This window comes from Micromonospora sp. CA-246542 (genome assembly GCF_050942905.1).
Taxonomy (GTDB): Bacteria; Actinomycetota; Actinomycetes; order Mycobacteriales; family Micromonosporaceae; genus Micromonospora.
Window position 1 is genome coordinate 3295949 of the sequence record NZ_CP192040.1, and the last position, 25096, is coordinate 3321044.

General features: G+C 71.4%; 22 protein-coding genes. 9 read left to right on the forward strand and 13 right to left on the reverse strand.

Features of this window, described 5'->3' with window-relative positions:
* Positions 1 to 61 precede the first annotated feature (61 nt).
* From ACQP0N_RS15470 to ACQP0N_RS15480, 3 genes are all read right to left on the reverse strand, one after another.
* Complete coding sequence (locus tag ACQP0N_RS15470; protein WP_433121027.1) at positions 62 to 2893, reverse strand: PQQ-dependent sugar dehydrogenase; 2832 nt, start codon at positions 2891 to 2893, stop codon at positions 62 to 64.
* 87 nt (positions 2894 to 2980) lie between these two features.
* Complete coding sequence (locus ACQP0N_RS15475) at positions 2981 to 4249, reverse strand: ThuA domain-containing protein (protein ID WP_433121028.1); 1269 nt, start codon at positions 4247 to 4249, stop codon at positions 2981 to 2983.
* A gap of 269 nt (positions 4250 to 4518) precedes the next feature.
* A complete protein-coding gene (locus ACQP0N_RS15480; protein WP_433121029.1) occupies positions 4519 to 5262 on the reverse strand; it encodes an SAM-dependent methyltransferase in 744 nt (247 codons plus the stop codon).
* Positions 5263 to 5367: 105 nt separating this feature from the next.
* Here ACQP0N_RS15480 and mug point away from each other — a divergent pair, with 105 nt between their 5' ends.
* Positions 5368 to 5961, forward strand: a complete 594-nt coding sequence (gene mug / locus ACQP0N_RS15485) for a G/U mismatch-specific DNA glycosylase (RefSeq protein WP_433121030.1) — start codon at positions 5368 to 5370, stop codon at positions 5959 to 5961.
* Here the strand turns inward: mug and ACQP0N_RS15490 are convergent.
* Positions 5934 to 6434, reverse strand: a complete 501-nt coding sequence (locus tag ACQP0N_RS15490) for an SRPBCC family protein (RefSeq protein ID WP_433121031.1) — start codon at positions 6432 to 6434, stop codon at positions 5934 to 5936. The genes mug and ACQP0N_RS15490 overlap by 28 nt on opposite strands.
* Positions 6431 to 6793, reverse strand: coding sequence for an ArsR/SmtB family transcription factor (locus ACQP0N_RS15495; protein WP_433121032.1), 363 nt, complete (start codon positions 6791 to 6793; stop codon positions 6431 to 6433). The genes ACQP0N_RS15490 and ACQP0N_RS15495 overlap by 4 nt, the downstream gene beginning before the upstream one ends.
* Positions 6794 to 6882: 89 nt before the next feature.
* Between ACQP0N_RS15495 and ACQP0N_RS15500 the strand changes: the two genes are divergently transcribed.
* Positions 6883 to 7983: a calcium:proton antiporter gene (locus ACQP0N_RS15500; RefSeq protein ID WP_433121033.1), complete on the forward strand. Its 1101-nt coding sequence runs from the start codon at positions 6883 to 6885 to the stop codon at positions 7981 to 7983.
* 67 nt (positions 7984 to 8050) lie between these two features.
* On the opposite strand, the gene ACQP0N_RS15505 is transcribed toward ACQP0N_RS15500, so the two are convergent.
* The 3 genes from ACQP0N_RS15505 to ACQP0N_RS15515 all read right to left on the reverse strand — a co-directional run bounded on the left by ACQP0N_RS15505 (position 8051) and on the right by ACQP0N_RS15515 (position 10310).
* Complete coding sequence (locus tag ACQP0N_RS15505; protein ID WP_433121034.1) at positions 8051 to 9301, reverse strand: RNA polymerase sigma factor; 1251 nt, start codon at positions 9299 to 9301, stop codon at positions 8051 to 8053.
* 4 nt (positions 9302 to 9305) lie between these two features.
* The gene (locus tag ACQP0N_RS15510; protein WP_433121035.1) at positions 9306 to 9707 is read right to left on the reverse strand and encodes a YciI family protein; all 402 of its coding nucleotides are present in this window, start codon (positions 9705 to 9707) and stop codon (positions 9306 to 9308) included.
* A 237-nt stretch (positions 9708 to 9944) separates the two neighbouring features.
* On the reverse strand, positions 9945 to 10310 hold the full coding sequence (locus ACQP0N_RS15515; protein WP_433121036.1) for a hypothetical protein: 366 nt from the start codon (positions 10308 to 10310) through the stop codon (positions 9945 to 9947).
* Positions 10311 to 10650: 340 nt separating this feature from the next.
* On the opposite strand from ACQP0N_RS15515, the gene ACQP0N_RS15520 reads away from it, so the two are divergent.
* Both ACQP0N_RS15520 and ACQP0N_RS15525 read left to right on the forward strand, forming a co-directional pair.
* Complete coding sequence (locus tag ACQP0N_RS15520; protein ID WP_433121037.1) at positions 10651 to 11394, forward strand: neutral zinc metallopeptidase; 744 nt, start codon at positions 10651 to 10653, stop codon at positions 11392 to 11394.
* A 122-nt stretch (positions 11395 to 11516) separates the two neighbouring features.
* Entirely contained in the window at positions 11517 to 12167 is a 651-nt protein-coding gene (locus tag ACQP0N_RS15525; RefSeq protein ID WP_433121038.1) for an HAD family hydrolase, read from the forward strand.
* A gap of 69 nt (positions 12168 to 12236) precedes the next feature.
* Here the strand turns inward: ACQP0N_RS15525 and ACQP0N_RS15530 are convergent, their stop codons facing one another.
* From ACQP0N_RS15530 to ACQP0N_RS15545, 4 genes are all read right to left on the reverse strand, one after another.
* A complete protein-coding gene (locus ACQP0N_RS15530; protein ID WP_433121040.1) occupies positions 12237 to 14792 on the reverse strand; it encodes an ABC transporter permease in 2556 nt (851 codons plus the stop codon).
* Positions 14792 to 15559, reverse strand: a complete 768-nt coding sequence (locus ACQP0N_RS15535) for an ABC transporter ATP-binding protein (protein WP_433121042.1) — start codon at positions 15557 to 15559, stop codon at positions 14792 to 14794. Before ACQP0N_RS15535 ends, ACQP0N_RS15530 begins: the two co-directional genes overlap by 1 nt.
* Before the next feature lie 330 nt (positions 15560 to 15889).
* Positions 15890 to 16576, reverse strand: coding sequence for a response regulator transcription factor (locus tag ACQP0N_RS15540; RefSeq protein ID WP_355053013.1), 687 nt, complete (start codon positions 16574 to 16576; stop codon positions 15890 to 15892).
* A gap of 254 nt (positions 16577 to 16830) precedes the next feature.
* A complete protein-coding gene (locus ACQP0N_RS15545; RefSeq protein ID WP_433121045.1) occupies positions 16831 to 17745 on the reverse strand; it encodes a RecB family exonuclease in 915 nt (304 codons plus the stop codon).
* A 173-nt stretch (positions 17746 to 17918) separates the two neighbouring features.
* On the opposite strand from ACQP0N_RS15545, the gene ACQP0N_RS15550 reads away from it, so the two are divergent.
* Genes ACQP0N_RS15550 through ACQP0N_RS15560 form a run of 3 tightly spaced genes read left to right on the forward strand, consistent with a single transcriptional unit; the run spans position 17919 to position 20576 of the window.
* Positions 17919 to 18977, forward strand: coding sequence for a M50 family metallopeptidase (locus tag ACQP0N_RS15550; protein WP_433121642.1), 1059 nt, complete (start codon positions 17919 to 17921; stop codon positions 18975 to 18977).
* Positions 18974 to 19975, forward strand: coding sequence for a tRNA (adenine-N1)-methyltransferase (locus ACQP0N_RS15555; RefSeq protein ID WP_433121047.1), 1002 nt, complete (start codon positions 18974 to 18976; stop codon positions 19973 to 19975). The genes ACQP0N_RS15550 and ACQP0N_RS15555 overlap by 4 nt, the downstream gene beginning before the upstream one ends.
* 28 nt (positions 19976 to 20003) lie before the next feature.
* Entirely contained in the window at positions 20004 to 20576 is a 573-nt protein-coding gene (locus tag ACQP0N_RS15560) for a hypothetical protein (protein ID WP_355053016.1), read from the forward strand.
* 47 nt (positions 20577 to 20623) lie between these two features.
* Here ACQP0N_RS15560 and ACQP0N_RS15565 read toward each other — a convergent pair whose 3' ends face one another.
* Positions 20624 to 20917, reverse strand: a complete 294-nt coding sequence (locus ACQP0N_RS15565; protein WP_433121049.1) for a ferredoxin — start codon at positions 20915 to 20917, stop codon at positions 20624 to 20626.
* Positions 20918 to 21096: 179 nt separating this feature from the next.
* Here ACQP0N_RS15565 and arc point away from each other — a divergent pair, with 179 nt between their 5' ends.
* Positions 21097 to 22881 (forward strand): proteasome ATPase, encoded by a 1785-nt coding sequence (gene arc, locus ACQP0N_RS15570; protein ID WP_355053018.1) that lies wholly within the window; start codon positions 21097 to 21099, stop codon positions 22879 to 22881.
* 131 nt (positions 22882 to 23012) lie between these two features.
* Positions 23013 to 24977 (forward strand): hypothetical protein, encoded by a 1965-nt coding sequence (locus tag ACQP0N_RS15575; RefSeq protein ID WP_433121051.1) that lies wholly within the window; start codon positions 23013 to 23015, stop codon positions 24975 to 24977.
* Positions 24978 to 25096: the final 119 nt, after the last annotated feature.

Consider the following 25096-nt stretch of genomic DNA (forward strand, 5'->3'; position numbering starts at 1 on the left):
TCGGCAGTCGATGGTGCGGTGGGCCCGGCCCGGTCACCGAACGGGCCGGGCCCACCACGTGTCAGCCGGTGGTCAGGTAGAACTTCTCCCAGGCTCCGGCGGACGTGCGGTTGGCGATCAGAGACCCGGCCCCGGAGTTCTCCGCGCACACGAACTGGTTGTTGATCGTGGCGCGCAGACTGACCGTCCCGTCCGAGTTGTTGACGATCTGGAAGGTCTGCGCCGCCCCGATCGACGTGCCGGTGGCGACCAACGGTGCGGTAGTGCTCGTGGCCGAGACGTAGAGCCCGTTGGAGCGCGACTTCAGGGCGATGTTGCCGTTGCCGGCGTCCACCCGGTCGAACTGCTCGGTGCTGCCGACGCTGGCCTTGTTGGCGATCAACGCGGTGGTGCCGACCGCCGACACGTACTGGTTGTTGATCTGCGCCCGCAGCGTGGTCACTGGCGTGCTGCCACCGGTGCCGGTGGTGAAGGTGAACGCGTCCACGTCGAACAGGTAGCCCGACCCGCCCTTGAACACCAGGTACAGGGTGGTCGACGCGCTGGGCGGGTTGCTGATCGTGCCGGACACCTCGGTGAAGGTCTCCCAGTTGCCGGTCACCGGCACCGTGACGGTGCCCAGCAGGGTGCCGGTTGCCGACCCGGTCCGCACCTCGATCGTGCCGCCGGCCCCGGCCGACGACGCCCGCACGGTGATGCGGTTCGCGCCGGTCAGGTTGTACGGCGTGTACGAGATCCAGTCGTTGTTCTCGATGAACCCGGCCGTGCGGCCACCCTCGGCGCTGGTGTGGTCGGTGGCCTGGACACCCGACTGGCCGCCGAAGTGCTCACCCTGGCGGTGCTTCGGTTGCAGCGTCCGGATGCTGTGCGTGGTCAGCCCGCCGTTGTCGGTGTAGGCGGCGTCGAAGACCCCGTAGATGTTGGCCGCGGAGTCGTGCTCGCCGTCCGTCGGGACGGTGATCGAGCCGCTGCACCCGTTCTTCGAGGTGATCTGGTGAGCGTGACTGTCGTGGCCCAGCGCGTACGTCAGGCTCACCTTGGAACAGTCGATGGTGCCGTCCTGCGGGTCGCTCACGCTGATCTGGTACGAGATGGTGTCACCGAAGTTGAACAGCTGCCCGTCGGCGGGCGAGGTGAGCGTCACCGTCGGCGCGGTGTTGCCCACGGTGACGACCAGGCTCGCCGTACCGGTCAGCCCGGTCGGGTCGGTGACCTTCAGCGTGGGGGAGTACGTGCCGTTGGTGGTGTACGTCTTGGTGGGGTTCGCCGCCGTCGACGTGGTGCCGTCACCGAACGTCCACAGGTAGCTCAGCGCCCCGCCCTCGGGGTCGGAGCTGCCCGCCGAGGAGAAGTTCACCGTCAACGGGTTGGCCCCGGAGGTCGGGTTCGCCGAGGCGACCGCGATGGGGTTGCGGTTGCCGCCGCCGATGTACTCGATCCGGAACAGCGCCTGGTTGTTCGAGCCCGTGCCGTAGTCCAGCACGTACAGCGCGCCGTCCGGGCCGAAGGCCATGTCCATGACCTGCGTGCCGGACCACGGGAAGCTGGAGATCTCACCCCGGGAGCCGTCGGCGTTGATGGCGATGGGCTTGATCCAGCGGCGACCGTACTCACCGGCGAAGAACAGGCCGTTCAGCGACTGCGGGAACTTGACGCTGGAGTTGAGCGAGGCGTCGTACCGGTACACCGGTCCGGCCATCGGCGACTCGGAGCCGCTGCCGAACTCCGACGGTGAGCCGGAGTCGCCCGCGTACTTGATCCAGGCCGGCTTCGCCGCGGGCAGGGTCTGCAGGCCCGTGTTGCGGAACGAGTTGTTGGTCGGCCCGCCCGTGCAGTTGTACTTCGACTGCGACGGCCCGGACGGGAACGTGTATTCGTTGTATGTTTCCGTGCTCGTGTTGCTGCCGGTGCAGTACGGCCAGCCGTAGTTGCCGGGCGCCGTGATCCGGTTGAACTCGACCTGACCCTGCGGGCCCCGGCTCGAGTTGGTGCTTCCCGCGTCCGGGCCGTAGTCGCCGACGTAGACGACGCCGGTCGCCTTGTCCACGCTCATCCGGAACGGGTTGCGCATACCCATCGCGTAGATCTCGGGACGGGTGTTGGCCGTGCCGGGCGCGAACAGGTTGCCCGACGGGATGGTGTACGTCCCGTCCGCCTGCGGCGTGATCCGCAGCACCTTGCCCCGCAGGTCGTTGGTGTTGCCCGCCGAGCGCTGGGCGTCGAACTGCGGGTTGCGGTTGGTCCGCTCGTCCAGTGGCGCGTAGCCCGACGACTCGAACGGGTTGGTGTCGTCGCCGGTGGTCAGGTACAGGTTGCCGGCGGCGTCGAAGTCCAGGTCACCACCGACGTGGCAGCACTGCCCACGATCGTTGGCGACCTGGAGCACGATCTTCTCGCTGCTCAGGTTGAGCGTGTCGTCGCTGTTGAGGGTGAACCGGGACAGCCGCAGGTGCCCCTTCCACCGGTCCCAGTCGGACTGCGAGCCGGTGGTGGGCGCGTCCCCGGACGGGGTGCTCAGCGTCGGCGAGTAGTACAGGTAGATCCACCGGTTGGTGGCGAAGCCGGGGTCGACGGCGACGCCCTGCAACCCCTCCTCGTCGTGCGTGTAGACCGACAGGGTGCCGGAGGTCTTGGTGTTGCCGGCCACGTCGGTCACCCGCAGGACGCCGTTGCGGGCGGTGTGCAGCACCGAGCGGTTGGGCAGAACGGCCAGGGACATGGCCTCGCCCAGCTCGGCGGAGCCGGTGGCGAGTTTGATCTGCTGGTAGTCACTGGCGGGAATCACCACCGCCTGCGCGGCGGGGGAGTTGGCGGCCACGGCCAGGGTCACACTCGCGACGGTGGTGACCGCCGCGACGAGTGCCCGGGACCAGCGCCGGGATTTCGAAAGCATGATCGTCCTTCCTCGACGACCAGGGCCGGGGCGTGCTGGGGCGCACCACGACCAGGTGTGGGTGGCGGGGTGTGGGTCGTGGTGCGGTCAGTTGGTGGTGACGAGGTCGAACTTCTCCCACTGACCGATGGAGGTCCGGTTGGCGATCAGCGGGGAGGAGCCTCCGTTGTCGGCGGCCACGTACCGGCTGTTCACCGTGGCCCGCAGGCTCACCGTGCCGTCGGAGTTGCGGATCAGCTGGAACGTCTCCCACGCGCCGGCGGTGGCCCGGTTGGCGATCAGCGCGTTGGCCCCGGCGTTCTCCGCCGCGACGAACTGCCCGTTGCTCTTGGCCTTCAGCGCGACGTTGCCGTTGGCGAGGTTGACCAGTTCGAACCGCTCACTGGTGCCGACGGACGTCTTGTTGGCGATCAGCGGGGTGCTGGCGTTGGCCGCGCTGACGTACTGGTTGTTGGCGCGGGCCCGCAGGGTGGAACCGGCGACGGCGGGCGGCGGGGTGGTCGGCGGGGCCGTCGTGGGCGGAGCGGTGGTCGGCGGCGGGGTGGTCGGCGGAGCGGTGGTCGGCGGCGGGGTGGTCGGGTTCGTCCCCGGCGAGCAGTTGGCGCTCACCGAACCAGCGGCGACCTGCAGGCCACCGAGCAGCATCCGGGTGAAGTTCGGGTCGGTGTACGACGCCTCGGTGTGCCCGAGACCCGTGTACCAGGCCCGTCCGCCGCCGTACGCCTTGCACCAGGTGATCGGGTGGTCGCCGTTCATGTTGCCGCCGCTGTAGGACGACTCGTCGAGGCTGGCGAGGATCCGTGCGCTGGACCGGGGGTTGGTGCGGTAGTTGTACCACTCGTCGGAGCGGACCCAGGTGGCGCCGAGGTGCGCGGTCGAGGGGTTGCTCCGGTCCTCGATCTTCACGGTCGCGGTCTGGATCGCCGGGTGCGAGTCGAACCACGCCCCGACCAACTGCCCGTACCACGGCCAGCTGTACTCGGTGTCCGCGGCCGCGTGCACGCCGACGTATCCACCGCCAGCGGCGATGTACTGCTCGAAGGCCGTCTGCTGGCTGGAGTTGAGCACATCGCCGGTCGTCGACATGAAGACCACCGCCTGGTACTGGGCCAGGTTGGAGGTGGTGAACTGGTTGGCGTCCTCGGTGGCGGTCACGCTGAAGCCGTTGGCAGCGCCGAGCTGCTGGATGGCCGCGATGCCGTTGGGGATGGCCGAGTGCCGGAAGCCGGCGGTCTTGCTGAACACCAGGACCTTGGTCAGTGGTGCCGCCGAGGCGGTGGTCGGCAGCGCGACCAGACCGGCCATCATCACGGCCAGGCCGGTGACGAGGGCCAACAGGCGGGGACGGGAACGCATGGTGATGCTCCTTAGCTGAGCGTCGACCCCGCACAGCGCACGTGGGCGCGTCAGGGGCCATGGTGGCGGTGATGCGGAAGCCGGGCCGCCGATGCTCGGCTGAGGTGATGTGGAGCGGTGGTGATGGTGCCGTGTTGCGGTACACGACCCAGCCGACGACTCCGACCGGCCAGTGTGGACGGACGGATGGTATCGACTGGTGTCGTTGAGGCAGTAAACCTCCGATGTCTGCGCCCGTCAACCCCACGGGCTGTGGCCTGGGACGCGGGTCAGCGACCGAGGACCAGGTACGCGAGGCCGAGCACGTCGCGGTAGCCGCCCACGTACTCGCGGAGCCGGTCGTCGAGCTCGGTGCGGACCTGTGCCGCGCGGGGATCCTCGGGATAGGTCAACAGCCACTCCTGTCGGCCCGCGAGCCAGCTGGACTCGAAGTCGTCCCACTCCCGCTGGTCGGCGGTACTGAGATGAAGCAGCCGCCAGCCCCGCTCACGGGCGGCCTCGACGAGGCCCGCGAGGTCGGTGACGTCCGCACCGAAGATCTCCGTGACCTCCGCGCTGGGCTCGCGCTGCCAGTACCCCTCGCCGAACAGCAGCCGCCCGCCGGGGCGGACCACGGTGGCGAGGGCGTCGAGAGCCGCTCCGGTGCCCCCGAAGGCGTGCGCCGAGCCGACGCACAGAACCCGGTCGGCCGGCTCCTGCCAGGCGGCGGCCTCGCCCTCCACGAAGGCGACGTGCCGGTTCAGCGATCTCTCGGTGGCGAGCCTGCGGCCCCGGGCGAGGACCGCCTCGTCGGTGTCGACGCCCACGCCCCTCGTCGCGACCGGTCCGGCCACACCGCCGGCGGCGACAGCGCGCAGCAGCAGCTCACCCCATCCGCAGCCCAGGTCCAGCACGCGCGCGCCGGGGCGTACGTCGAGGCGCCGCAGCAGCAGGGCCGCGTGCTCCTCCGACAGGGGCGTGTTCCAGCGCATCCGCGCGTAACGGCTGGCGGCGAGGTGGTCGGTGGATTGCATCGGTTGAGGGTGTCAAAGCATGACCATCGGCGCACACCGGGTCCGGTGCGTCGGCGTCGTCGGCAAGCGGGGACGGGCGTCGGCGCGTACGGCAGGATCGGTGTCATGGACGCGGACGGGTCACCGCCGTGGCGGCCGCCGACCCGCCACGAGGTCGCGGCGGCGGCCGGTCGCGGCCTGGTGGATGTGATCGGCCCCGGCCTGCGGGTGCTGTTCTGCGGGTTCAACCCGGGGCTCTACTCGGCGGCGGTGGGGGAGCACTTCGCCCGGCGGGGTAGCCGCTTCTGGCCGGCCCTGCACGGCGCGGGCTTCACCGACCGGGAACTGCGCCCGTGGGAGCGCGCCGAGCTGCTCCGGCAGGGGCTGGGCGTCACCAGTCTCAGCAACCGGGCCACGGCCCGGGCCAACGAGCTGACCGCCGCCGAGCTGGTCGCCGGGGTGACCGGGCTGGCGGTCAAGGTCGAGCGGTACCGGCCGCGGTGGGTGGCGGTGCTCGGGGTTACCGCGTACCGGATCGCGTTCGTTCGGCCGAAGGCCGCGCTGGGACCGCAGCCGGAACGGATCGGCCCGACCCGGGTCTGGGTGCTGCCCAACCCCAGCGGCCTGAACGCCCACTTTCCGTTGCCGGCGCTGACCGCCGAGTTCGCCCGACTGCGGCGGGAGGTCGATTCTCAGACCCCCTCGGCCAGCGCCTCGTAGTAGGACCGCATGGCCGGGTGGTACTCGTCGAACTCCGGTCGGGGCGTGCCGTCCCGGTACGCGACCAGCATGTCGAGGTAGTACTCCCAGCCGGCGCCCACCTCGGCGACGCCGTCGAGGCTGCGCAGGCGCTGGGTGAAGCGCAGCTCGGTCACGTCGTCGGTCTCGGTCAGCGCGAACCCCAGCAGCCAGTCGCCGTGATCGTCGACCATCGACACGGCCAGGCGGCGGGGCGGTTCGCACTCCTCGACGCGTACGTCGCACCAGGGCTGCTCCTGCTCGTACGCCATCTGGACGCGGATGGTGTTGCCGGGCCGGGCGTCGCCCTCCCACGGGCCGAACCAGCGGGCCGTGCGCTCCGGGTCCGTCAGGCTCGCCCACACGTCCGCCGCCGGAGCGCGGAAGGTGCGGGTGAGGACGAGGTCGTGGCCGGTAGCGGTGCGGAACAGGCGGCCAGCGGGGGTACGGGTCATGCGGTGTGCTCCGTTCGATGGGCGGCCGGGCCGCGGGTGCGGCGTTCCCGGCGGGTTCGATAGACCTCGGTCTCCAGGGCGTCGAGGCGCTGCTCCCACTCCTCCGGCGCGACCAGCCCGCCGAGCCAGTCGACGAGCGGGGCGAGCGGGCCGGGATCGAGGCGGTAGATCCTGGTGCGGCCGACCAGCTCGTCGCGGACCAGCCCGCTCTCGCGGAGCACCCGCAGATGGCGGCTGACCGCCGGGCGGCTGATGGCGAACCGATTGGCGATCTCGCCAGCGGCCAGCGGCGCGTCGCGCAGCATGCTCAGGATCCGCCGCCGTACCGGGTCCGCGATCGCCACGGCCACCTCGTCCACGCCAGGAAGCGTAACCCAAAGGTTACGGATTACGCGACGAGGTGCGTCGATGGTGGGCACATGATCACGTGACCTGGCACCCTTGACGCATGCCAGCCCAGCTTCGATCCCGCCTGCTCGATTGGACCGTCGCCGTACCCGTGCTCGCGGTGCTGGTGTTGCTCGTGACGTGGGGACGAGATCTCCCCGGCCCGGTCGTCATGGTGGTCGCCGCGCTACTGGGCGGCGCGGTGCTCGCGGCCGTGCACCACGCCGAGGTGGTGGCGCACCGGGTGGGCGAGCCGTACGGCTCGCTGGTGCTCGCCGTCGCGGTCACCGTCATCGAGGTGGCCCTCATCGTCACCCTGATGATCAGCGGCCCGGAGAAGACCCAGTCGCTCGCCCGCGACACCGTCTTCGCCGCCGTCATGATCACATGTAACGGCATCCTGGGCCTGTCCCTGCTGCTCGGGGCGCTGCGCCGGCGGGTGGCCGTGTTCAACCCCGAGGGCACCGGCGGCGCCCTGGCGACCGTGATCACCCTGGCCACGCTGAGCCTGGTCATCCCGACCTTCACCACGGCCCGCCCCGGCCCGGAGTTCAGCCCGGCCCAGCTCACCTTCGCCGCCGTTGCCTCGCTCGCGCTGTACGGGCTGTTCGTGCTGGTGCAGACCGGCCGGCACCGCGACTACTTCCTGCCGGTCGACACCGAGGGCCGGGTCATCGACGCGGAGGAGCACGCCCAACCGCCCACCACCCGCGCCGCGCTGGTCAGCCTCGCCCTGCTGCTGGTGGCGCTGGTCGCGGTGGTCGGCGACGCCAAGACCGTCTCACCGACCATCGAGGCCGGCGTGGCGGCCGCCAACCTGCCGCACGCGTTCGTCGGCGTGATCATCGCCCTGCTGGTGCTGCTGCCGGAGACCCTCGCCGCCGCCCGCGCCGCCCGCCGCGACCGCGTACAGATCAGCCTCAACCTGGCCCTCGGCTCCGCGATGGCCAGCATCGGTCTGACCATTCCGGTCATCGCCATCGCCTCGATCTGGCTGGACGGGCCGCTGCTGCTCGGCCTCGGCGGCACCCAGCTCGCGCTGCTGGCCCTCACCGCGGTGACCGCGGTGCTGACCGTCGTACCAGGGCGGGCCAACGTGTTGCAGGGCGGCGTCCACCTCGTGTTGCTGGCCGCGTTCGTCTTCCTCGCCGCCAGTCCGTGAGGTGCGGCCGGGCCCGGCCCGGCCCACGCCCGCGTCGTTCCCTCGGCCTGGCGCCCGCGTCGGCCGCTCAGCCGGTGACCGCGTCGTCCGACAGGGCGTCCGCGCGGGAGTTGAGGTAGCGCTGCTGCGCCAGGTTCGTCGAGCGCGCGGCCGCCATCCGGTACGCCTCGCGCGCCGCGGCCCGCTCACCGATCAGTTCCCACAGGTGGGCGCGCGCGGCCGGCAGCCGTGGGTCGTCGGCCAACCGGGTGTCCCCGTCCAGGTCGGCGAGCAGCGCCAGGCCGGCCCGCGCCCCCCGGCTCATCGCCACCGCGACGGCGTGGTTGAGCGCCACCACCGGGTTGTCGGACAGGCCGAGCAGCACCTCGTACAGGGCGGTGATCTGTGCCCAGTCGGTGGCCGCCGCGCTCGGCGCCTCGTCGTGCACGGCCGCGATGGCCGCCTGGAGCTGGTACGGCCCGACGGGCCCGCGCGGCAACGCCTCGCCGACCAACGCGACGCCCTCGGCGATCTGGTCGGCCCGCCACCGGGTGCGGTCCTGCTCGGCCATCGGCACCAACTCGCCGTGTGGCCCGATCCGTGCCGGCGCGCGGGCGTCGGTGAGCAGCATCAACGCGAGCAGTCCCGTGACCTCGGGGTCGTCGGGCAGCAGCCGGCGCACCAAGCGCGTCAGCCGGATCGCCTCGGTGGTCAGGTCGGCGCGCAGCAGTCCCGGCCCGGCGGTGCGCGCGTACCCCTCGGTGAACACCAGGTAGAGCACGTGCAATACCGCGGCGACCCGATCGGCGCGCTCCGCCGCCGTCGGTGGCGCGAACCGGAGGCCGCTGTCGCGGATCCGCTGCTTTCCCCGGCTGATCCGCCGGGTCATGGTCGCCTCCGGCACCAGGAACGCGCGGGCCACCTCCGCGGTGCTCAACCCGCCGACCGCGCGCAGCGTCAGCGCGATCTGCGACGCCGGGGTGAGCGCCGGATGGCAGCACAGGAACAACAGGATGAGCGTGTCGTCGGCGTCCTGGAGTCGGTCGGCGGCCGGCGCGAGCCACTGCTCCGGCAGCATCCACCGTGCCGCCGTCTCCTCCCGCCGCGCCCGCGCCTGGTCGCGCCGGAGCAGATCGGTGAGCCGCCGGGACGCGACGGTGATCAACCAGGCGCGGGGACTGTCCGGTACGCCATCGCGCGGCCAGGTGTCCGCCGCCGCGATCAACGACTCCTGCACCGCGTCCTCGGCCGTCTCGAAGTGCCCGAAGCGGCGGACGAGCGCGCCGAGGACCTGCGGCGCCAACTCGCGCAGCAGGTCCTCGGCGGGTGTCTCGGGCACGTGCTCAGCCGGCCAGGTCCTCGACGCCGTCCAGCACCGGCCGCACGTCCACGTACGCCCCCGGGGTGTCCGGGTCGACCAGACCGGCGGCGATCTCGGTGGCCCGGTCGAAGCTGACGCACTCCACGACCGTGTAACCCGCCAGGACCTCCTGCGTCTCCGCGTACGGGCCGTCGGTCACCACGGGCGCCCCGCCCTGCACCCGTACGCGACGGGCGTGCACGGGCTCGCTCAAGCCCCGCGCGTCGACGAGTTCCCCGGACTCGGCGAGCGCCTGGTGGAACGTCTCCATGTGCCGGTGCATGGCCGCCACCTGCTCGGCCGACATGGCCGGCCGGTCCGAGGGCCGGCCGGACAACGCGTCATAGTCCCGCTGCGACCCGTAAAGCATGATCATGTATTTCATGGTGGCCTTCCTGTTCCCGGTGCCGCCCCGGCACCGCTCACCAGAAACGTCGAACCCAACCCCCCCTCCCCGGACGCCCCCGCCCCCGCCCTCGCCTTTCGCCCCCGCCCCCGCTCTCGCCCCCGCCCCGTTGATCATGAAGTTATTGCCACCGATGTCGGCGTGTCGGCGCAATAACCTCATGATCAACGGCGGTCGGCGGTCGGCGGTCGGCGGGTGGGGGTGCGGGGTGCGGGGTTATTGGCCGTAGGAGAGGCGGAGGCGGTTGTTGATCAGATAGTTGAGGCGGTGGCGGAGGTAGCCGAGGGTGCTCTCGCTGGGCAGGTCCGGGTCGGGGGTGGTCAGTGTCCAGCGCACCGCACAGTCATCGCCGGGAAGCCCGGGCGAGATGTCGAAACGGATCTCGTCCAGTGGCCGGTGCGGCCACAGCGACGACCACACCAGCAGCACCGGCGCGTACCCCGCCACCACCCGTGGCGGCACCTCGTCGTCGCGCAGTTCCAGCCAGGGCCGGCTTCCGGGCTCGTACGGGTCCCGCAGCGACCGCCACACGACATGCGCCGGGGCCGGCTGGCTTCGTCGACGGCTGCCCAGTACGTGCACGTCGCCCTCCCGACCGGACGGCCACCTCCGCCCCGGCCCATTGTGGCCGCCCGACCCCCACCAGGCGAACCGTCCCCACCCCACCCCGAACCTGTCGATCAAGAGGTTCGCGTCACGACACGCCGGACGGGCTGACGCAAACTTCTTGATCACCGGGCCGAGCGGGTCGGGGGTCCGGGGGTCCGGAGGCGGGGTCGGGGGTCCGGGGGGAGGGGGAGGGGAGGGGGCGTGCTCGGGGCGTGAACCGTTCGGGTCGGTTGTGCGTGAATCCGGTGGTGGGCGTGGTGGTCGTACCGTCGGGGTATGGCGTGGTGCGAGCGCCGAGGTCTGGGGAGGCACAGTGGGGGCATGGTCGGGACGCGTCGCGCGGGGACCTCTCGTGGGCCTGGTGGTCGTCGCGCTGGTGTCGCTCGCCTGCGCGGGCGGTGGGCTGGCCGAACCGGAGGGCGAACGTCCAGGGGCCAACCCGCCGGCCGCCTCACCTGAGCCGAACACCACCCGCGCCGACAGCACCACAAGCGTGGCCGAGTTCAAACAGGACGTCGCCGACGCGCAGGCGATCGCGGAGCGCTACTGGGCGGCCCAGTTCAAGGCGTCCGGGCAGCGCTTCACGCCCATCCGGCGGGTCACCCCTTACCAGCGGGCCGGTGAGGTCTCCTGCGGCGGTCAGCCACTGCCGCGCAACAACGCGGTCTACTGCTCGCAGGGCGACTTCATCGCGTACGACGTGGCCTGGTCGGTGGCGGCGTTCCGCGAGGTCGGTGACGCGTTCGTGTTCTATCTGCTCGGGCACGAGTACGCCCACGGCATCCAGGTGCGCCTGGGTATCAACTACAGCTTCACCATCCAGCAGGAGTTGCAGGCCGACTGCATGGCCGGGGCGTACCTCGGCGACTCGGTGCGCGCCGGCGACCTGAAACTCGCCGAGGGCGACCTGGACGAGTTTCGCGAGGGCGTGGCGGCGGTCGGCGACGACCCGGACCAGCCGTGGTTCGCCGAGGGCGCGCACGGCACCGCCGAACAGCGTACCGACAGGTTCTTCCGTGGCTACGAACGCTCGCTGAAGGAGTGCGACCTGAGCTGAGCGGGGTTGCCCCGGTCACCCTCGGAGCCGTTGCCGCCACCGGCGGCGGACCCGGCTGGCAGGATCCCCGGTGTCGGTCACGACCCCTGGAGGATCCGCTGAGCAGCCAACACCCCGCCGCTGTGCTCTTCGACATGGACGGCACGCTGGTCGACAGCGAGAAGCTGTGGGACGTCGCGTTGCAGGAGCTGGCCCGCGAGTACGGCGGGGAGCTGTCCGCCGATGCCCGCCGGTCGATCATCGGCACCGCCATGGCCGAGTCGATGCGCATCCTGCACGACGACCTGGGCCAACCAGAGCGCGATCCGGAGATCAGCGCGGCGTGGATCAACGCCCGGATTCTGGAGCTGTTCCGTACCGGCCTGCCCTGGCGGCCGGGCGCGTTCGAGTTGCTGCACACGGTCCGCGTGGCGGGAGTCCCCACCGCCCTGGTCACCTCCAGCCCTCGGGCGCTGGTCGAGATCGCCCTGGACACCCTCGGGCGGGACAGCTTCGACGTGGTGGTCGCCGGTGACGAGGTGGTCGCGGCCAAGCCGCACCCCGAGCCGTACCTGACCGCCGCCCGGCTGCTGGGCGTGCCGATCGAGCGGTGTGTGGCGATCGAGGACTCGCCCACCGGCGTCGCCAGCGCGCTCGCCTCCGGCGCGGCCGTGCTGGCCGTACCCGCCGAAGTGCCGCTGCCTCCCATCGAGGGCGTACGCCAGGTGCGAAGCCTGGTGGGCGTGGACCTGGAGGCGCTCGCGGCGCTGCTGACCGACCGCGCCGCGGCCTGAAAGAAAGCCGCGGCCGGAGAGAACGAGGGGGTCCCGCGGTGCGGGACCCCCTCGTTGTCGTACCTGGTGTCAGTCGTGGGCGATCGCGCCCAGGACATTGATCCGGGCCGCCCGCACGGCGGGGAGCACCGCGGCCACCACCCCGATGAGCGCGGCGAAACCGAGGTAGACAGCCATCTGGAGCCAGGGCAGGTTCAGCTCGGTGATGCCCTCGTCCTTGAGCGCCTCGACCACCGCTGCGCCGAGGCCGGTGCCGACCGCCACGCCCAGCAGCGCACCGAACACGGAGATCACCACCGCCTCCACGGTGATCATGCCCATCGTCTGGCCACGGCGCAGCCCGATCGCCCGCAGCAGACCCAGCTCCCGCGTGCGCTCCAGCACCGACAGCGCCAGGGTGTTGACGACGCCGAGCCCGGCGATGATGATGGCCAGCCCCAACAGGATCTTGATCATCGTGAGCAGCCCGTCGAGCGAACTCGTCTGCTGCTTGATGAACGCGTCCCGGTCGGCCACCGACACCTCGGGGCTGTCCGCGAGCAACGTCTCCACCCGCGGTTGCACGTCGGCCACCCGGGCCCCGGGCGCGAGCTGGATGAAGCCCTGGATGGGCTGCGGGATCGCGAAGTCCTTCGCCGCAGTCGCCGGCAACGTCACCGGGTTGGTCAGCTGTGACGACTCGTAGATGCCGCTGATCGTGTACGTGCGGGCCTCGCCCCGGGTCAGCTGCACGCTGACGGTCGAGCCGACCGACCAGCCCCGGGACTTGGCGGTGTCGGAGCTGGCGAGCATCTGAGTCGGCGAGAGCCGGTCGATGTCACCGGCGGTGGCCTTCGCGCCGAAGATCTGCCGCAGTGACGCGATGTCGCTGCTCGCCGCCACCCACGTGCTCTCGCCGTCGATGCGCCCCATGTCGCCGTACTCGCCGTCGACCATCCGCACACCGGGCAGCGCCTTCACCTGGTCCAGCACGCTCGGGTCGAAGCTCGGCGGACGCGGGCCGCCCTGCTGACCGGCGATCACCAGTTCGGCCTTGATGGTGTCCTGGGCGAGCGCGCTGATACTGCTCTTGGCCGAGTCGAGGATCACCGTGATGCCGATGACCAGCGCGATGCCGACCATCAGCGCGGCGGCCGTGATGGCGGTGCGGCGCGGGTTGCGCCCGGAGTTGAGCTGGCCCAGCTTGCCCGGCACGGACCAGGAGAAGATCGCGCCGAGCAGGTTCACCACCGGCCGACTGATCAGCGGGGTCAGCAGCGCCACGCCGATGAAGGCGAACAGCACGCCGCCCAGGATGGTGACGAGCGTCTGGCCGCCCGCGTTGCCGCTGAGCCCCAGGAACAGCAGCACCGCGCCGATGCCGGTGACCACCGAACCGGCCACGGTGATCTTGGTCAACGGTCGGTCCGGTGTGGCCACGTCCTGCATGGCGGCGATCGGCGGGATCCGCGACGCCCGCAGCGCCGGCAGCAGCGCCGCCACCACCGTGATCACCAGACCGACGGCGAACGACCCGATCACCGCAGCCGCCGGCACGCCGATACCGGCCAGGGTCAGGCCACCGGCCAGCTTGCCGAACAGGAACGCCAGTAGCGCCCCCACCCCGATGCCGGCGGCGAGACCGAGCACCGAGGCGAGCAGACCGACCGTGACGGCCTCCAGCACCACCGAGCCGATGATCTGCCGCCCGCTCGCCCCGATAGCGCGCATCAGCGCCAATTCCCGGGTGCGCTGCGCCACGATGATCGAGAAGGTGTTGAGGATCAGGAACGTGGCGACCAGCACCGCCACCGCGCCGAAGCCCAGCAGGATCTTGTTGAAGAAGGACAGGCCCTCCTTCAGGCCGGCTGCAGCGTCCTCGGCCACCTGCTCACCGGTCTTCACGTCGAAATCCGCGCCGAGGGTGCGGGCCACGTCGTCGCGCAGCGCCTCGTCCGAGACGCCGCCGGCGGCGGTCACCGTGATGCTGCTGAACATCCCGGGCTCGCCCAGCATCAGCCGCTGCGCCACCGGGGTGGTGAAGAAGACCTCGTTGACGCCGCCGATCGAGTCCCGGTCACCGCTGTAACCGGCGATGCCGACGAGGGTGAAGTCCCGCTTCTTCGACTCGAACGCGGTCAGCACGCCGACCTTCTCGCCGACGCGCACCTTCGCCGAGGTGGCCAGCGACTTGTTGATCACGATCTCGTCCTCGGCCTGCGGAGCGCGGCCCTCGCGCAGTTGCAGCAGGTCGCTCTCGCCGACCCAGTTCTCCCCCAGCTGTGGCGGACCGAACGACGTGACGACCTTGCCGTTGCTGCCGATCACCCGTGCGCCGTCGGCGTTGACGACACCGGTCGCGGAGGCCACCCCCGGCACCTGCTTGACCCGGTCGACCACGGCGGCCGGCAGCGGAGCGGCGGTCTGCTCGCCCTCCAACTCGTTGACCTCGACCTTGGGCTTCGCCGCGACGTTCACGTCGATCTCGGAGAAGCCGTCGGCGAACACCGAGTCGAAGGAACGACCCAGCGTGTCGGTCAGCACGAACGCGCCGGAGACGAACATGACCCCGAGCACCACCGCCAGACCGGACAGGATCAGCCGGACCTTGCGGGCCAGCAGACTCTTGAATGTCGCCCGGAACATCAGTTGCCCACCTCGGCCGGAGTGTCCAGCTTCTTCATGGTGTCCAGCACGGTGTCGGCGGTCGGCTCGATCAGCTCCGACACGATCTGCCCGTCGGCCAGGAAGACCACCCGGTCGGCGTACGCGGCGGCCGTCGGGTCGTGGGTGACCATCACGATGGTCTGACCGTGCTCGCGCACCGAGTCGCGCAGGAAGCCGAGCACCTCCGCGCCGGAGCGCGAGTCCAGGTTTCCGGTCGGCTCGTCCGCGAAGATCACCTCAGGGCGGGCGACAAGCGCCCGCGCGCACGCCACCCGCTGCTGCTGACCGCCGGAGAGCTGCGCCGGCCGGTGGTCCAGCCGGTCCTGCAGGCCCACCGTTCTGATCACCGTGTCGTACCAGGCCTGGTCGGGCTTGCGCCCGGCGATCGACATCGGCAGCAGGATGTTCTCCTTCGCGGTGAGCGTCGGCAGCAGGTTGAACTGCTGGAAGATGAAGCCCACCTTCTCCCGGCGCAGCTTCGTCAGCCCCGAGTCGCCCAGCCCGGTGACCGTCGTCTCACCGATCGACACCGTCCCCCGGGTCACCGAGTCCAGACCGGCGAGGCAGTGCATCAACGTGGACTTGCCGGAACCCGACGGCCCCATGATCGCGGTGAAGCGGCCACGTTCGAACTCCGCGCTGACCCCCCGCAGCGCGATGACCTGGGCCTCGCCGCTGCCGTACACCTTCCACACGTCGTTCGCCCGGGCCGCGGCCTGCGCCTGCCGGCCTACCGTCGCGGTCACGTCATCTACCTCTTCCGTCTGTCCGAATCCCACGCCGCCCCCCGATGGTCCGGCGCGACCGTTCAATCATCGGCGCTGCGAGCGCCCGTCCCGTCCGCCCCTGGGGGGACGCGCAGCGGATTTCCCGCTGCGGGTGCACCCCCATGCCGCATCAGGGTTGCCCCTGACCCGACGGCCGATCGACCGGTTTTGCACACTTCCCCCGCACGTCACAGGAGGGTCAACCGCGCGACGCCGCCTCCGGTCACGGTAGGTGACGACGGCAACCCGGGCCGTCCCTCCCCGGGGGGATCTTCGGGTACGCCGGGTGAGGTAGTCGCCGCGCGGCGGCTACGCCCGTGGGCGGACCAGACCCGACTCGTACGCCAGCACGACGGCCTGTACACGGTCGCGCAGCCGCAGCTTGGTCAGCAGGTGTCCGACGTGGGTCTTGACGGTCGTCTCACTGACCGACAACACCGCCGCGATCTCGGCGTTGGACAGTCCTCGGGCCACCTGTACCAGCACCTCACGCTCCCGGTCGGTGAGGGCGTTGAGGGCCGCCGACGGCGTCGCCGCCGGGTCGGGCAACAGGTCGGCGAAGCGGTCGAGCAGTCGCCGCAGGATCCGCGGCGCGACCACCGCGTCCCCGCCGGCCACCGTGCGGATCGCCGCGATCAGCTCCTCGGCGGGTACGTCCTTGGCCAGGAATCCGCTCGCGCCCGCGCGCAGCGCCCCCACCACGTACTCGTCGAGGTCGAACGTCGTCAGCACCAGCACCCGCACCGGCAGGCGGGAGTCGACGATGGCCCGGGTCGCCGCCACCCCGTCCATGCGGGGCATCCGGATGTCCATCAGCACGACGTCGGGCAGGAGCCGTCGGGACAGCTCCACGGCCTCCACGCCGTCACCGGCCTCCGCCACCACGTCCAGGTCGCCCTCGGCGCCCAGCACCATCCGAAAGCCCGTCCGCAGCAGCGGCTGGTCGTCGGCGAGCAGGATCCGTACCGGCCGCGCCGGGGCCACCCGATCGCTCATGTCGTCTCCCGTCCCCGCTCCACCGGCCTGTGCGTCGCGGACCACGGTAGAGGTCGGCCGGGTGCCCTGTCCCGACCCGGACAGCACCGCTCCGGTCGGGCGGTGCCGGGGCTTGACCCTCCTGCCGCCGTCGATCTTGCACTTTCTGCGGGGATAAATGGTGCGAATTCGATGAAGTCGACATCCGAAAGTGCAAGATCGGCGGGGCGGGGGCGGGGGCGGGGCGGGGTGCGGTGCGGTGCGCGGGGCGGGGGTTAGTCGTCGGCGCCGGGGGGTGCGGGGGTGGTGCGGGCGTCGTGGAGGGGGTTGGCGGTTGTCGCCTCGACGGGGAACGGGGGTGGGGTGCCGCCGAACGTGGGGCACAGCGCCTGGTGACTGCACCAGTCGCACAGCTTGCTCGGACGGGGTCGGAAGTCCTGCCGGGCGGTGGCCTGCTCGATCGCCCGCCACAGCGCCACCACGGTGCGCTCGAAGCGGACCAGCTCGTCGGCGTCGGGCGTGTAGTCCAACACCTCGGCGTCGCGCAGGTAGAGCAGGCGCAGGACCCGGGGCACCACCCCACGGGTGCGCCACAGCACCAGCGCGTAGAACTTCAGTTGGAACAGCGCCCGCGCCTCGAACGCCTCCCGGGGCGCGCCGCCGGTCTTGTAGTCGACCACCCGCAGCGCGCCGTCCGGTGCCACGTCAAGCCGGTCGAGGTAGCCCCGGATCAGCAGCTCCTCGTCGACGACCGCCGAGATCAGGCTCTCGCGCTCGGCCGGTTCCAGGCGGGTCGGATCCTCCACCGCGAAGTAGCCCTCGAGCAGCCCCGCCGCGGAGCGCAGGAACTCCACCGGGCCGGCCGGCTCGGCGTCGTCGAAGATCGCGGCCAGCTCCGGCTGCTCGGTGACCAGCCGGTCCCACTGGGGGGCCACCAGGTCACCGGCCGCGGCCGGTGTGCGGCCCGACGCGGGCAGGTCGAACAGCCGCTCCAGCACCGCGTGCACCAGCGTGCCCCGGGCCTGCTCAAGGGTCGTCCGCTCGGGCAGCCGGTCGATGCTGCGGAACCGGTAGAGCAGCGGGCAGGTCTTGAAATCCGCCGCCCGCGACGGCGACAGCGAGGCCCGCACCGTCGGCGGCGTCTGCGCCGGGGGAGAGGACTGGGGGGTGGTGACCGGTTCCGCCGTCATGTGCGCAAAGGTTAGGGCACCGGTGTGACACCGCCCGCCGCCCGCCCCGCAGGTGACCGGTCCGTAGCATCGGTGCGATGGAGCAGACCTCCCGGCCGCCGCGCCGGTCCGACCGGCGACCCGGTCTGAGCGTGGGCCGGGTGTTCGGGGTGCCCCTGCACCTGAACGCGTCGATGCTCCTGCTGGCCGTGCTGGTCGCCGTGCTCTACGCCGAGTTCGCCCGCCGACAACTGGACCTGCCGCAGATCAGCGGCTACCTCATCGGCTTCGGATTCGTGGTCTCCCTGCTCGGCTCGGTGCTGCTGCACGAGCTGGGCCACGCGCTCACCGCCCGCCGCTACGGCATCGGTGTGCGGGGAATCACCCTCGAACTGCTCGGCGGGTACACCGAGATGGAGCGGGACGCCCCGACGCCCCGGATCGACCTGCTGGTCTCGCTGGCCGGCCCGGCGGTCTCCGCGGTGCTCGGCGCCCTCGCGGTCGCCGCCACCCTCGCCCTGCCGGCGGGCACCGTCGGCCATCAGCTCGCCTTCCAGCTTGCGCTGAGCAACGTCATCGTGGCGGTGTTCAACATCCTGCCCGGGCTGCCGCTGGACGGCGGCCGGGCGCTCCGCGCCGCCGTGTGGGGTCTCACCCGTGACCGGCACCGTGGCACCGAGGTCGCCGGCTGGGCCGGCCGGGTCGTCGCCGTCGGCACCGCCGCGCTGGTCGGGTTGCTGACCGCGACCGACCACCTGGCCCCGGTGGCGCTGCCACTGATGCTGCTGGTCGCCGTCACCCTCTGGCGCGGCGCCGGGCAGTCGATCCGCGCCGCGCGCGTCAGCCGACGGTTCCCGCTGATCGACCTGGCCCAACTGGCGCGGCCGATCTGGCCGGTGACCACCGGCACGCCGCTGGCCGAGGCCCAGCGCCGCCGCGCCGAGGGCGGGCAGCCCGCCGCCGCGCTGCTGATCACCGACTCCACCGGTCACCCGGTGGCGTTGGTCGACCCGGCCGCCGCCGCGGCCGTACCCGTCGAGCGTCGCGCCTGGCTGGCGGTGGACTCGGTCGCCCGGCCGCTCACCGCGCTCCCCACGCTGACGCTGGGACTCGACGGCGAACGGGTGATGGAGGCCGTGCAGACCCACCCGGGCGCGCAGTACGTGGTGACGTCAGGCGAAGATGTCGTCGGCATTCTGCACATCGGGGACCTGGCACAGCTCCTCGAACCCAACCGGAAGATGACACCGTGACCGCAACTCCCTCCACCGTCGCAGCCGACGACGCCCCCCGGACGCTGACACCCGTGCACCGAGGCCCGTTCCGGCCCGGCGACCGGGTGCAGCTGACCGACCCCAAGGGGCGGATGCACACCGTCACGCTGGAGCACGGCAAGGAGTTCCACACCCACCGCGGCATCCTGGCGCACGACGCGCTGATCGGGCTGCCCGACGGCAGCGTGGTGACCACCTCCGGCGGCGGCACCGCGTTCCTGGCGCTGCGTCCGCTGCTGTCGGACTACGTGCTCTCCATGCCGCGCGGCGCCCAGGTGATCTACCCGAAGGACTCGGCGCAGATCGTCGCGATGGGCGACATCTTCCCCGGCGCGAAGGTCCTCGAGGCCGGCGCCGGCTCCGGCGCGCTGAGCTGCTCCCTGCTGCGCGCCGTCGGCACCGAGGGCGAGCTGCACTCGTTCGAGGTACGCGACGACTTCGCCCAGATCGCCAAGCGCAACGTCGAGGCGTTCTTCAACGGGCCGCACCCGTCGTGGCACCTGCACGTCGGCGACGTCGCGCAGTGCCAGGAGACCGGCTTCGACCGGATCATCCTGGACATGCTCACCCCCTGGGAGACCCTCGACATGGTCGAGCGGGCGTTGGTGCCCGGCGGCGTGTTCATCGGGTACGTCGCCACCACCCCGCAGCTCTCCGAGCTGGTCGAGGCGCTGCGTGAGCGCGGCGGCTGGACCGAGCCGCGCGCCTGGGAGTCGCTGGTGCGCGACTGGCACGCCGAGGGCCTCGCCGTCCGACCCGACCACCGGATGATCGCGCACACCGCGTTCCTGGTCTCGGCGCGCAAGCTCGCCCCGGGCGTCACCGCGCCGCCGCGTCGCCGCAAACCCAGCAAGGGCACCGAGGCGTACGTGCAGCGCCGCGAGGACCTGCGCGCGGCCGAGGCGGCCCGCCAGGCAGCCGCCGCCCAGGCCACCGACGCGCAGCCCGACGCGACGGGGGAGATGGACAGGCCGTGACCATCGGTGAGCGGGGGGAGGCGGCCCGATGAGCCGACCGGGTTACGGCGGCGGCGACCTGCCCGCCGTGTTTCCGGACTGGTCGCCCTACCAGGACCTGGAGTCGGCGGCGCGCGCCTATCTGCGGGACCCGGACGTCGCGCTGGAAGCGCTCGGCGGGGTGCTGCGCGGCGCCTCGGTGCTCGGCTTCACCCTGGAACGCTTCGTCAACGAGGTCAACGGGGTGTGGCAGGAGGTCGTCGTCTGCGACGGCAGCCGGCTGATCCTCTGGCACGGCGAGGACGTGCCGCCGGGGGAGGGGCCGCCGGGTTCGATGACGTCGTCACTGCGGGTGGTGCCCGTCTCCACGGTCACCGAGGTGGGCTGCCGGCGGCGGCTGAACCGCTCCGAGAGCGGCGAGATCCGGGTCGACAGCATCGACGTCTACCTGCTGCTCACCTCGCTCGACGAGGCGCCGCCGAGCGAGGAGATGGCCGGTACGCCCCGGCACGACGCGCTGCGGTTCGGCAAGACCCTCGACGACGGTGGGGCTGGGCAGATCGCCCGGCTGGAGGAGTTCGCGCGGCTGGTCGCCTCGGTGGTCGGCCGCCCGATGCTCTGAGGCGTACCCGGTTCGGGCCGGCGTCGCGCGGACCGCGCGGCGTCGGTTCAGTCGTCCTCGGCGTCCGGGCCGGCGATCTCGACGCCGTCGCCGCGCACCACGTGGATGCAGTCGCCCGGGCACTCCTTCGCGGAGTCGATCACTTCGAGTCGCAGGTGCTCGGGCACGTCGACCCGGCTGCCCGGGGCCAACCTCAGCTCACCGTCGGCGCCCTTGACGTACGCCAGGCCGTCGATGTCGAACTCGAACACCTCTGGCGCGTACTGCACGCAGAGCCCATCGCCCGTGCAGAGATCCTGGTCCACCCAGACCTGCAACTGGTCGGTCGCGACCTCGGCCACCGGTGCACCCCCCATGTTCTCCCGTACCAGCCTCCGACGGTACCCGAACGCCGTTAACGACCCCGCAGACCACCCCTTGGCGATCAAGGTTCAGTGACGAGGGTGTTGCGTGGGACCGAATCGGGCTCATAGCGGCTAGTGTTAGCTCAGAACGTTCAAGCCCCCCGGGGAGGTGGGACGTGGCAGCACGCAGCGACGACGCGGACTCGCGCGCCGCACGGTGGGAGAAGGAAGCCCACGATCTCTCCACGCAGGTCGCGTTCCTTCAGGAGGAACTCGCCCTGGTGCGGCGCAAGTTGACCGAAAGCCCCCGACACGTCCGGCAGCTCGAAGAGCGGCTGGCGGCCACCCAGGCACAGTTGGCGCGGCTGACCGAGAACAACGACCGGCTGGTGAGCACCCTCAAGGAGGCTCGCACGCAGATCGTCACGCTCAAGGAGGAGATCGACCGGCTCGCACAGCCGCCGAGTGGCTACGGAGTCTTCCTGGCCAAGCACGACGACGGCACCGTGGACGTGTTCACCGGCGGCCGCAAACTGCGGGTCGCCGTCTCGCCCTCGCTGGACGTGGCCGAGCTGCGGCGCGGCCAGGAGGTCCTGCTCAACGACGCGCTCAACATCGTCGACGCGTTCGGGTACGAGCGGGTCGGCGAGGTCGTGATGCTCAAGGAGGTGCTGGAGGGGCCGAACGGCGGGCCGGGCGACCGGGCGCTGGTGGTCTCCCACTCCGACGAGGAGCGCATCGTGCACCTCGCCGAGACGCTCATCGGCTCGGCGATCCGGGCCGGCGACTCGCTCATGATCGAGCCCCGCTCGGCGTACGCGTACGAGCGGATCCCGAAGAGCGAGGTCGAGGAGCTGGTCCTGGAGGAGGTGCCGGACGTCGACTACTCCGACATCGGTGGCCTCCAGTCCCAGATCGAGCAGATCCGCGACGCGGTGGAGCTGCCGTTCCTGCACGCGGACCTGTTCCGTGAGCACCAGCTCCGTCCGCCCAAGGGCATCCTGCTCTACGGGCCGCCCGGCTGCGGCAAGACGCTGATCGCCAAGGCGGTGGCCAACTCCCTGGCCAAGAAGATCGCCGAGCGGCAGGGCAAGGAGAAGCACACCAGCTTCTTCCTGAACATCAAGGGCCCGGAGCTGCTCAACAAGTACGTCGGCGAGACCGAGCGGCACATCCGGCTGATCTTCCAGCGGGCTCGGGAGAAGGCCGGTGAGGGCACCCCGGTGATCGTGTTCTTCGACGAGATGGACTCGATCTTCCGGACCCGTGGCTCCGGCGTCTCGTCCGACGTGGAGAACACCATCGTCCCGCAGCTGCTCAGCGAGATCGACGGCGTGGAGGGGCTGGAGAACGTCATCGTCATCGGCGCCTCCAACCGGGAAGACATGATCGACCCGGCGATCCTGCGCCCGGGCCGGCTCGACGTCAAGATCAAGATCGAGCGGCCGGACGCCGAGGCGGCCAAGGACATCTTCTCCAAGTACATCCTCTCCGGGCTGCCACTGCACCCGGACGACCTCGCCGAACACGGCACCGACGCGCAGGCCACGGTGGCCGCGATGATCGACGCCGTCGTTCTGCGGATGTACTCGGAGACCGAGGAGAACCGCTTCCTCGAGGTCACCTACGCCAACGGTGACAAGGAGGTCCTCTACTTCAAGGACTTCAACTCCGGCGCGATGATCCAGAACATCGTCGACCGGAGCAAGAAGATGGCCATCAAGGAATTCCTCACCTCCGGTCGCAAGGGCCTACGCCTGCAGCACCTCCTCGACGCCTGCGTCGACGAGTTCCGCGAGAACGAGGACCTGCCCAACACCACCAACCCCGACGACTGGGCCCGCATCTCCGGCAAGAAGGGCGAACGGATCGTCTACATCCGTACGCTCGTCTCCGGCGGCAAGGGCACCGAGGCCGGCCGGTCCATCGAGACCGCCAGCAACACCGGCCAGTACCTGTAGGCAGGCGCTGACACCAGCGGGGCCCGGGACGCATCGCGTCCCGGGCCCCGCCCGTTCACACCGGCCCACACCCGCCCACCCGACCCGGTACGCTGTGGCGCTTCCAACCCTGCGAAACGTCGAGGATCCGCGTGCCGTCCGAACTCACCGTCACCGACCCGCCGGCACGCCCGGCGGTCGACCCGCGGACCCCTCCTCCCACCCGCCCGTACCGCGCGCTGCCCATCGCGCTGGCGGTCGCCTGGCTGGTACCCGCGGTGGCGTACCCCCTGCACCTGGCCTGGCTGCTGCCCCCGCTCGTGCTGCTGGCCACGGCCAGCCTGCTACGCGGCGGCCGCACCCTGCTCGACCGGCTCGTGCTCGCCATGCTGCTGCTCGTCGGTGCCACCACGGTCGGCGGGCTGCTCTTCACCGTCTGGCCCTGGGGATTGCACCCCGTCGCGGTCAGCGGTACCGCACTCACCGTCCTCGCCCTCACCGCCGTGCTGACCGGCCGACGTCCCGCCCTGCCCCGGCCCGGCTGGACCGACCTGCTGCCGGTCGTCACCACCGTCGCCGTCGTCGGCTACCTCGCGTCGCCCTGGCTGCGGGCCAGCGCGCTCGTCGGCCGCCTCAGCCTGCTCGCCCTCGGCGAGGACAACTTCCGCCACGTCGCCCTCGTCGACGCCATCGGCCGGCTCGGCGGCTACGTCTTCCTCGACCCGTCGGCCGCCCGCGACGACATCGTCTCCCTGCTCGCCCGCTACCCGCAGGGCTGGCACCTCAACGCCGCCGTGCTCGACGCGCATCTGCGCTCCGCCACCGGCACCCCGAGCGGTGCCAGCAGCCTCAGCCACTACGAGTGGTGGTGCTTCGCCACCTTCGGCCTGTTCGTGCTCACCCTCTTCTGGGCCGCCCAACGACTTCCCGGCCCCCTGCACCCGCTGCACCGGGTCGTCCTGACCGTCGTCGTCGGCGCCCTCGTCCTCGGCAGCCAACTGCCCCGCCTGCTCATCGCCGGCTACCCCAGCGAGGTGCTGGGGCTCGCGCTCGCCGTCGCGCTGACCGCGCTCGTCGTACGCCCGCTCGCCGGCAACCGGGAACAGCTCGTTCTGCTCGGCGCCCTGCTCATCGGCATCGGCTTCACCTACTACCTGTTCCTCCCCCCGGCCGGGCTGCTGGTGCTCGGTTGGCTGATCGCGCACCGCCGGGAGTTGCTCCGCATCCGCCGGACCGTGCTCGTCGTCGGCCTGGTCACCGCCGTGCTCGCGCCGCTGCCCCTGCTGCTGGGGATCTTCGCCGCGGGCCAGACCGAGGCCCTCGACGCCAAGGCCGGCCTGGAACTCGCCGAGGCCTGGCGGGCCCTGCTGGGCCTCACCCCGATCGTCCTCATCGGCCTGGTGATCCAGGCCCGTCGCGCCGACCGGGCCTGGCGCCGGCACCTCGCCGCCGTGCTGGTGGCCGTCGGCTTCGCCCTCGCCATCGCCCTCGCCAACATCCTCGCCGGCGTCCAACCCGCCTACTACTTCATGAAGGGCGTGCACCTCGCCACCGTCGGGCTCATCGTCGGCACCGCCGCCCTGGTCGTGCTGCTGCCCGTGCCGAAGGCCGACGCACGTGCCAACCGGGCCCGCGCCGCCGCCGTCCCCGCGCTCGCCGCCGCGCTGGCCGTGCTCACCGTCGTGATCCTCTGCGGGCTCACCGGTTGGAGTCGGAGCCTGCTCACGGTGGACAAGCAGAGCTGGACCCAGCTCTGGGTCCAGCACAGCGTCGACAAGCCGTCGAGGGTCGCCCAGGTCTGCGCCGCGGCCTACCGCCGCCACCCCGACCAGCCGGGCACCATCACCGTCGTGCTCGACCGGACCGGCTACCGCGGCTACGTGGAATCGATCTGCCTCTCCGCCCTACAGGGCACCACCGCCCAGAGCGAGCCGGCGATCTACCTGCCGATGTTCGAGGAACCCGAGCGGACCCGCGAGATCCTGCGCTCGACCCGCGGTCCGCTCCGCCTGCTGATCAGCGACCCGGCCGCGCAACGACGCGTCGACAAGCTGCTGACCAGGTACCCGGACCTGCGCGGTCGGGTCACCACCGTTCCAATGATCATCAAGTACTGAACGCGGCGGGCGGGACGCGGGGCGACACCCGTGACCCGCCCGCACCGGCGCGCCCCCGACCCCGAACAGTCGGACTACGCTCGACATGACGGGGACCGGGTCGGGCGAGCGAAGCGGGT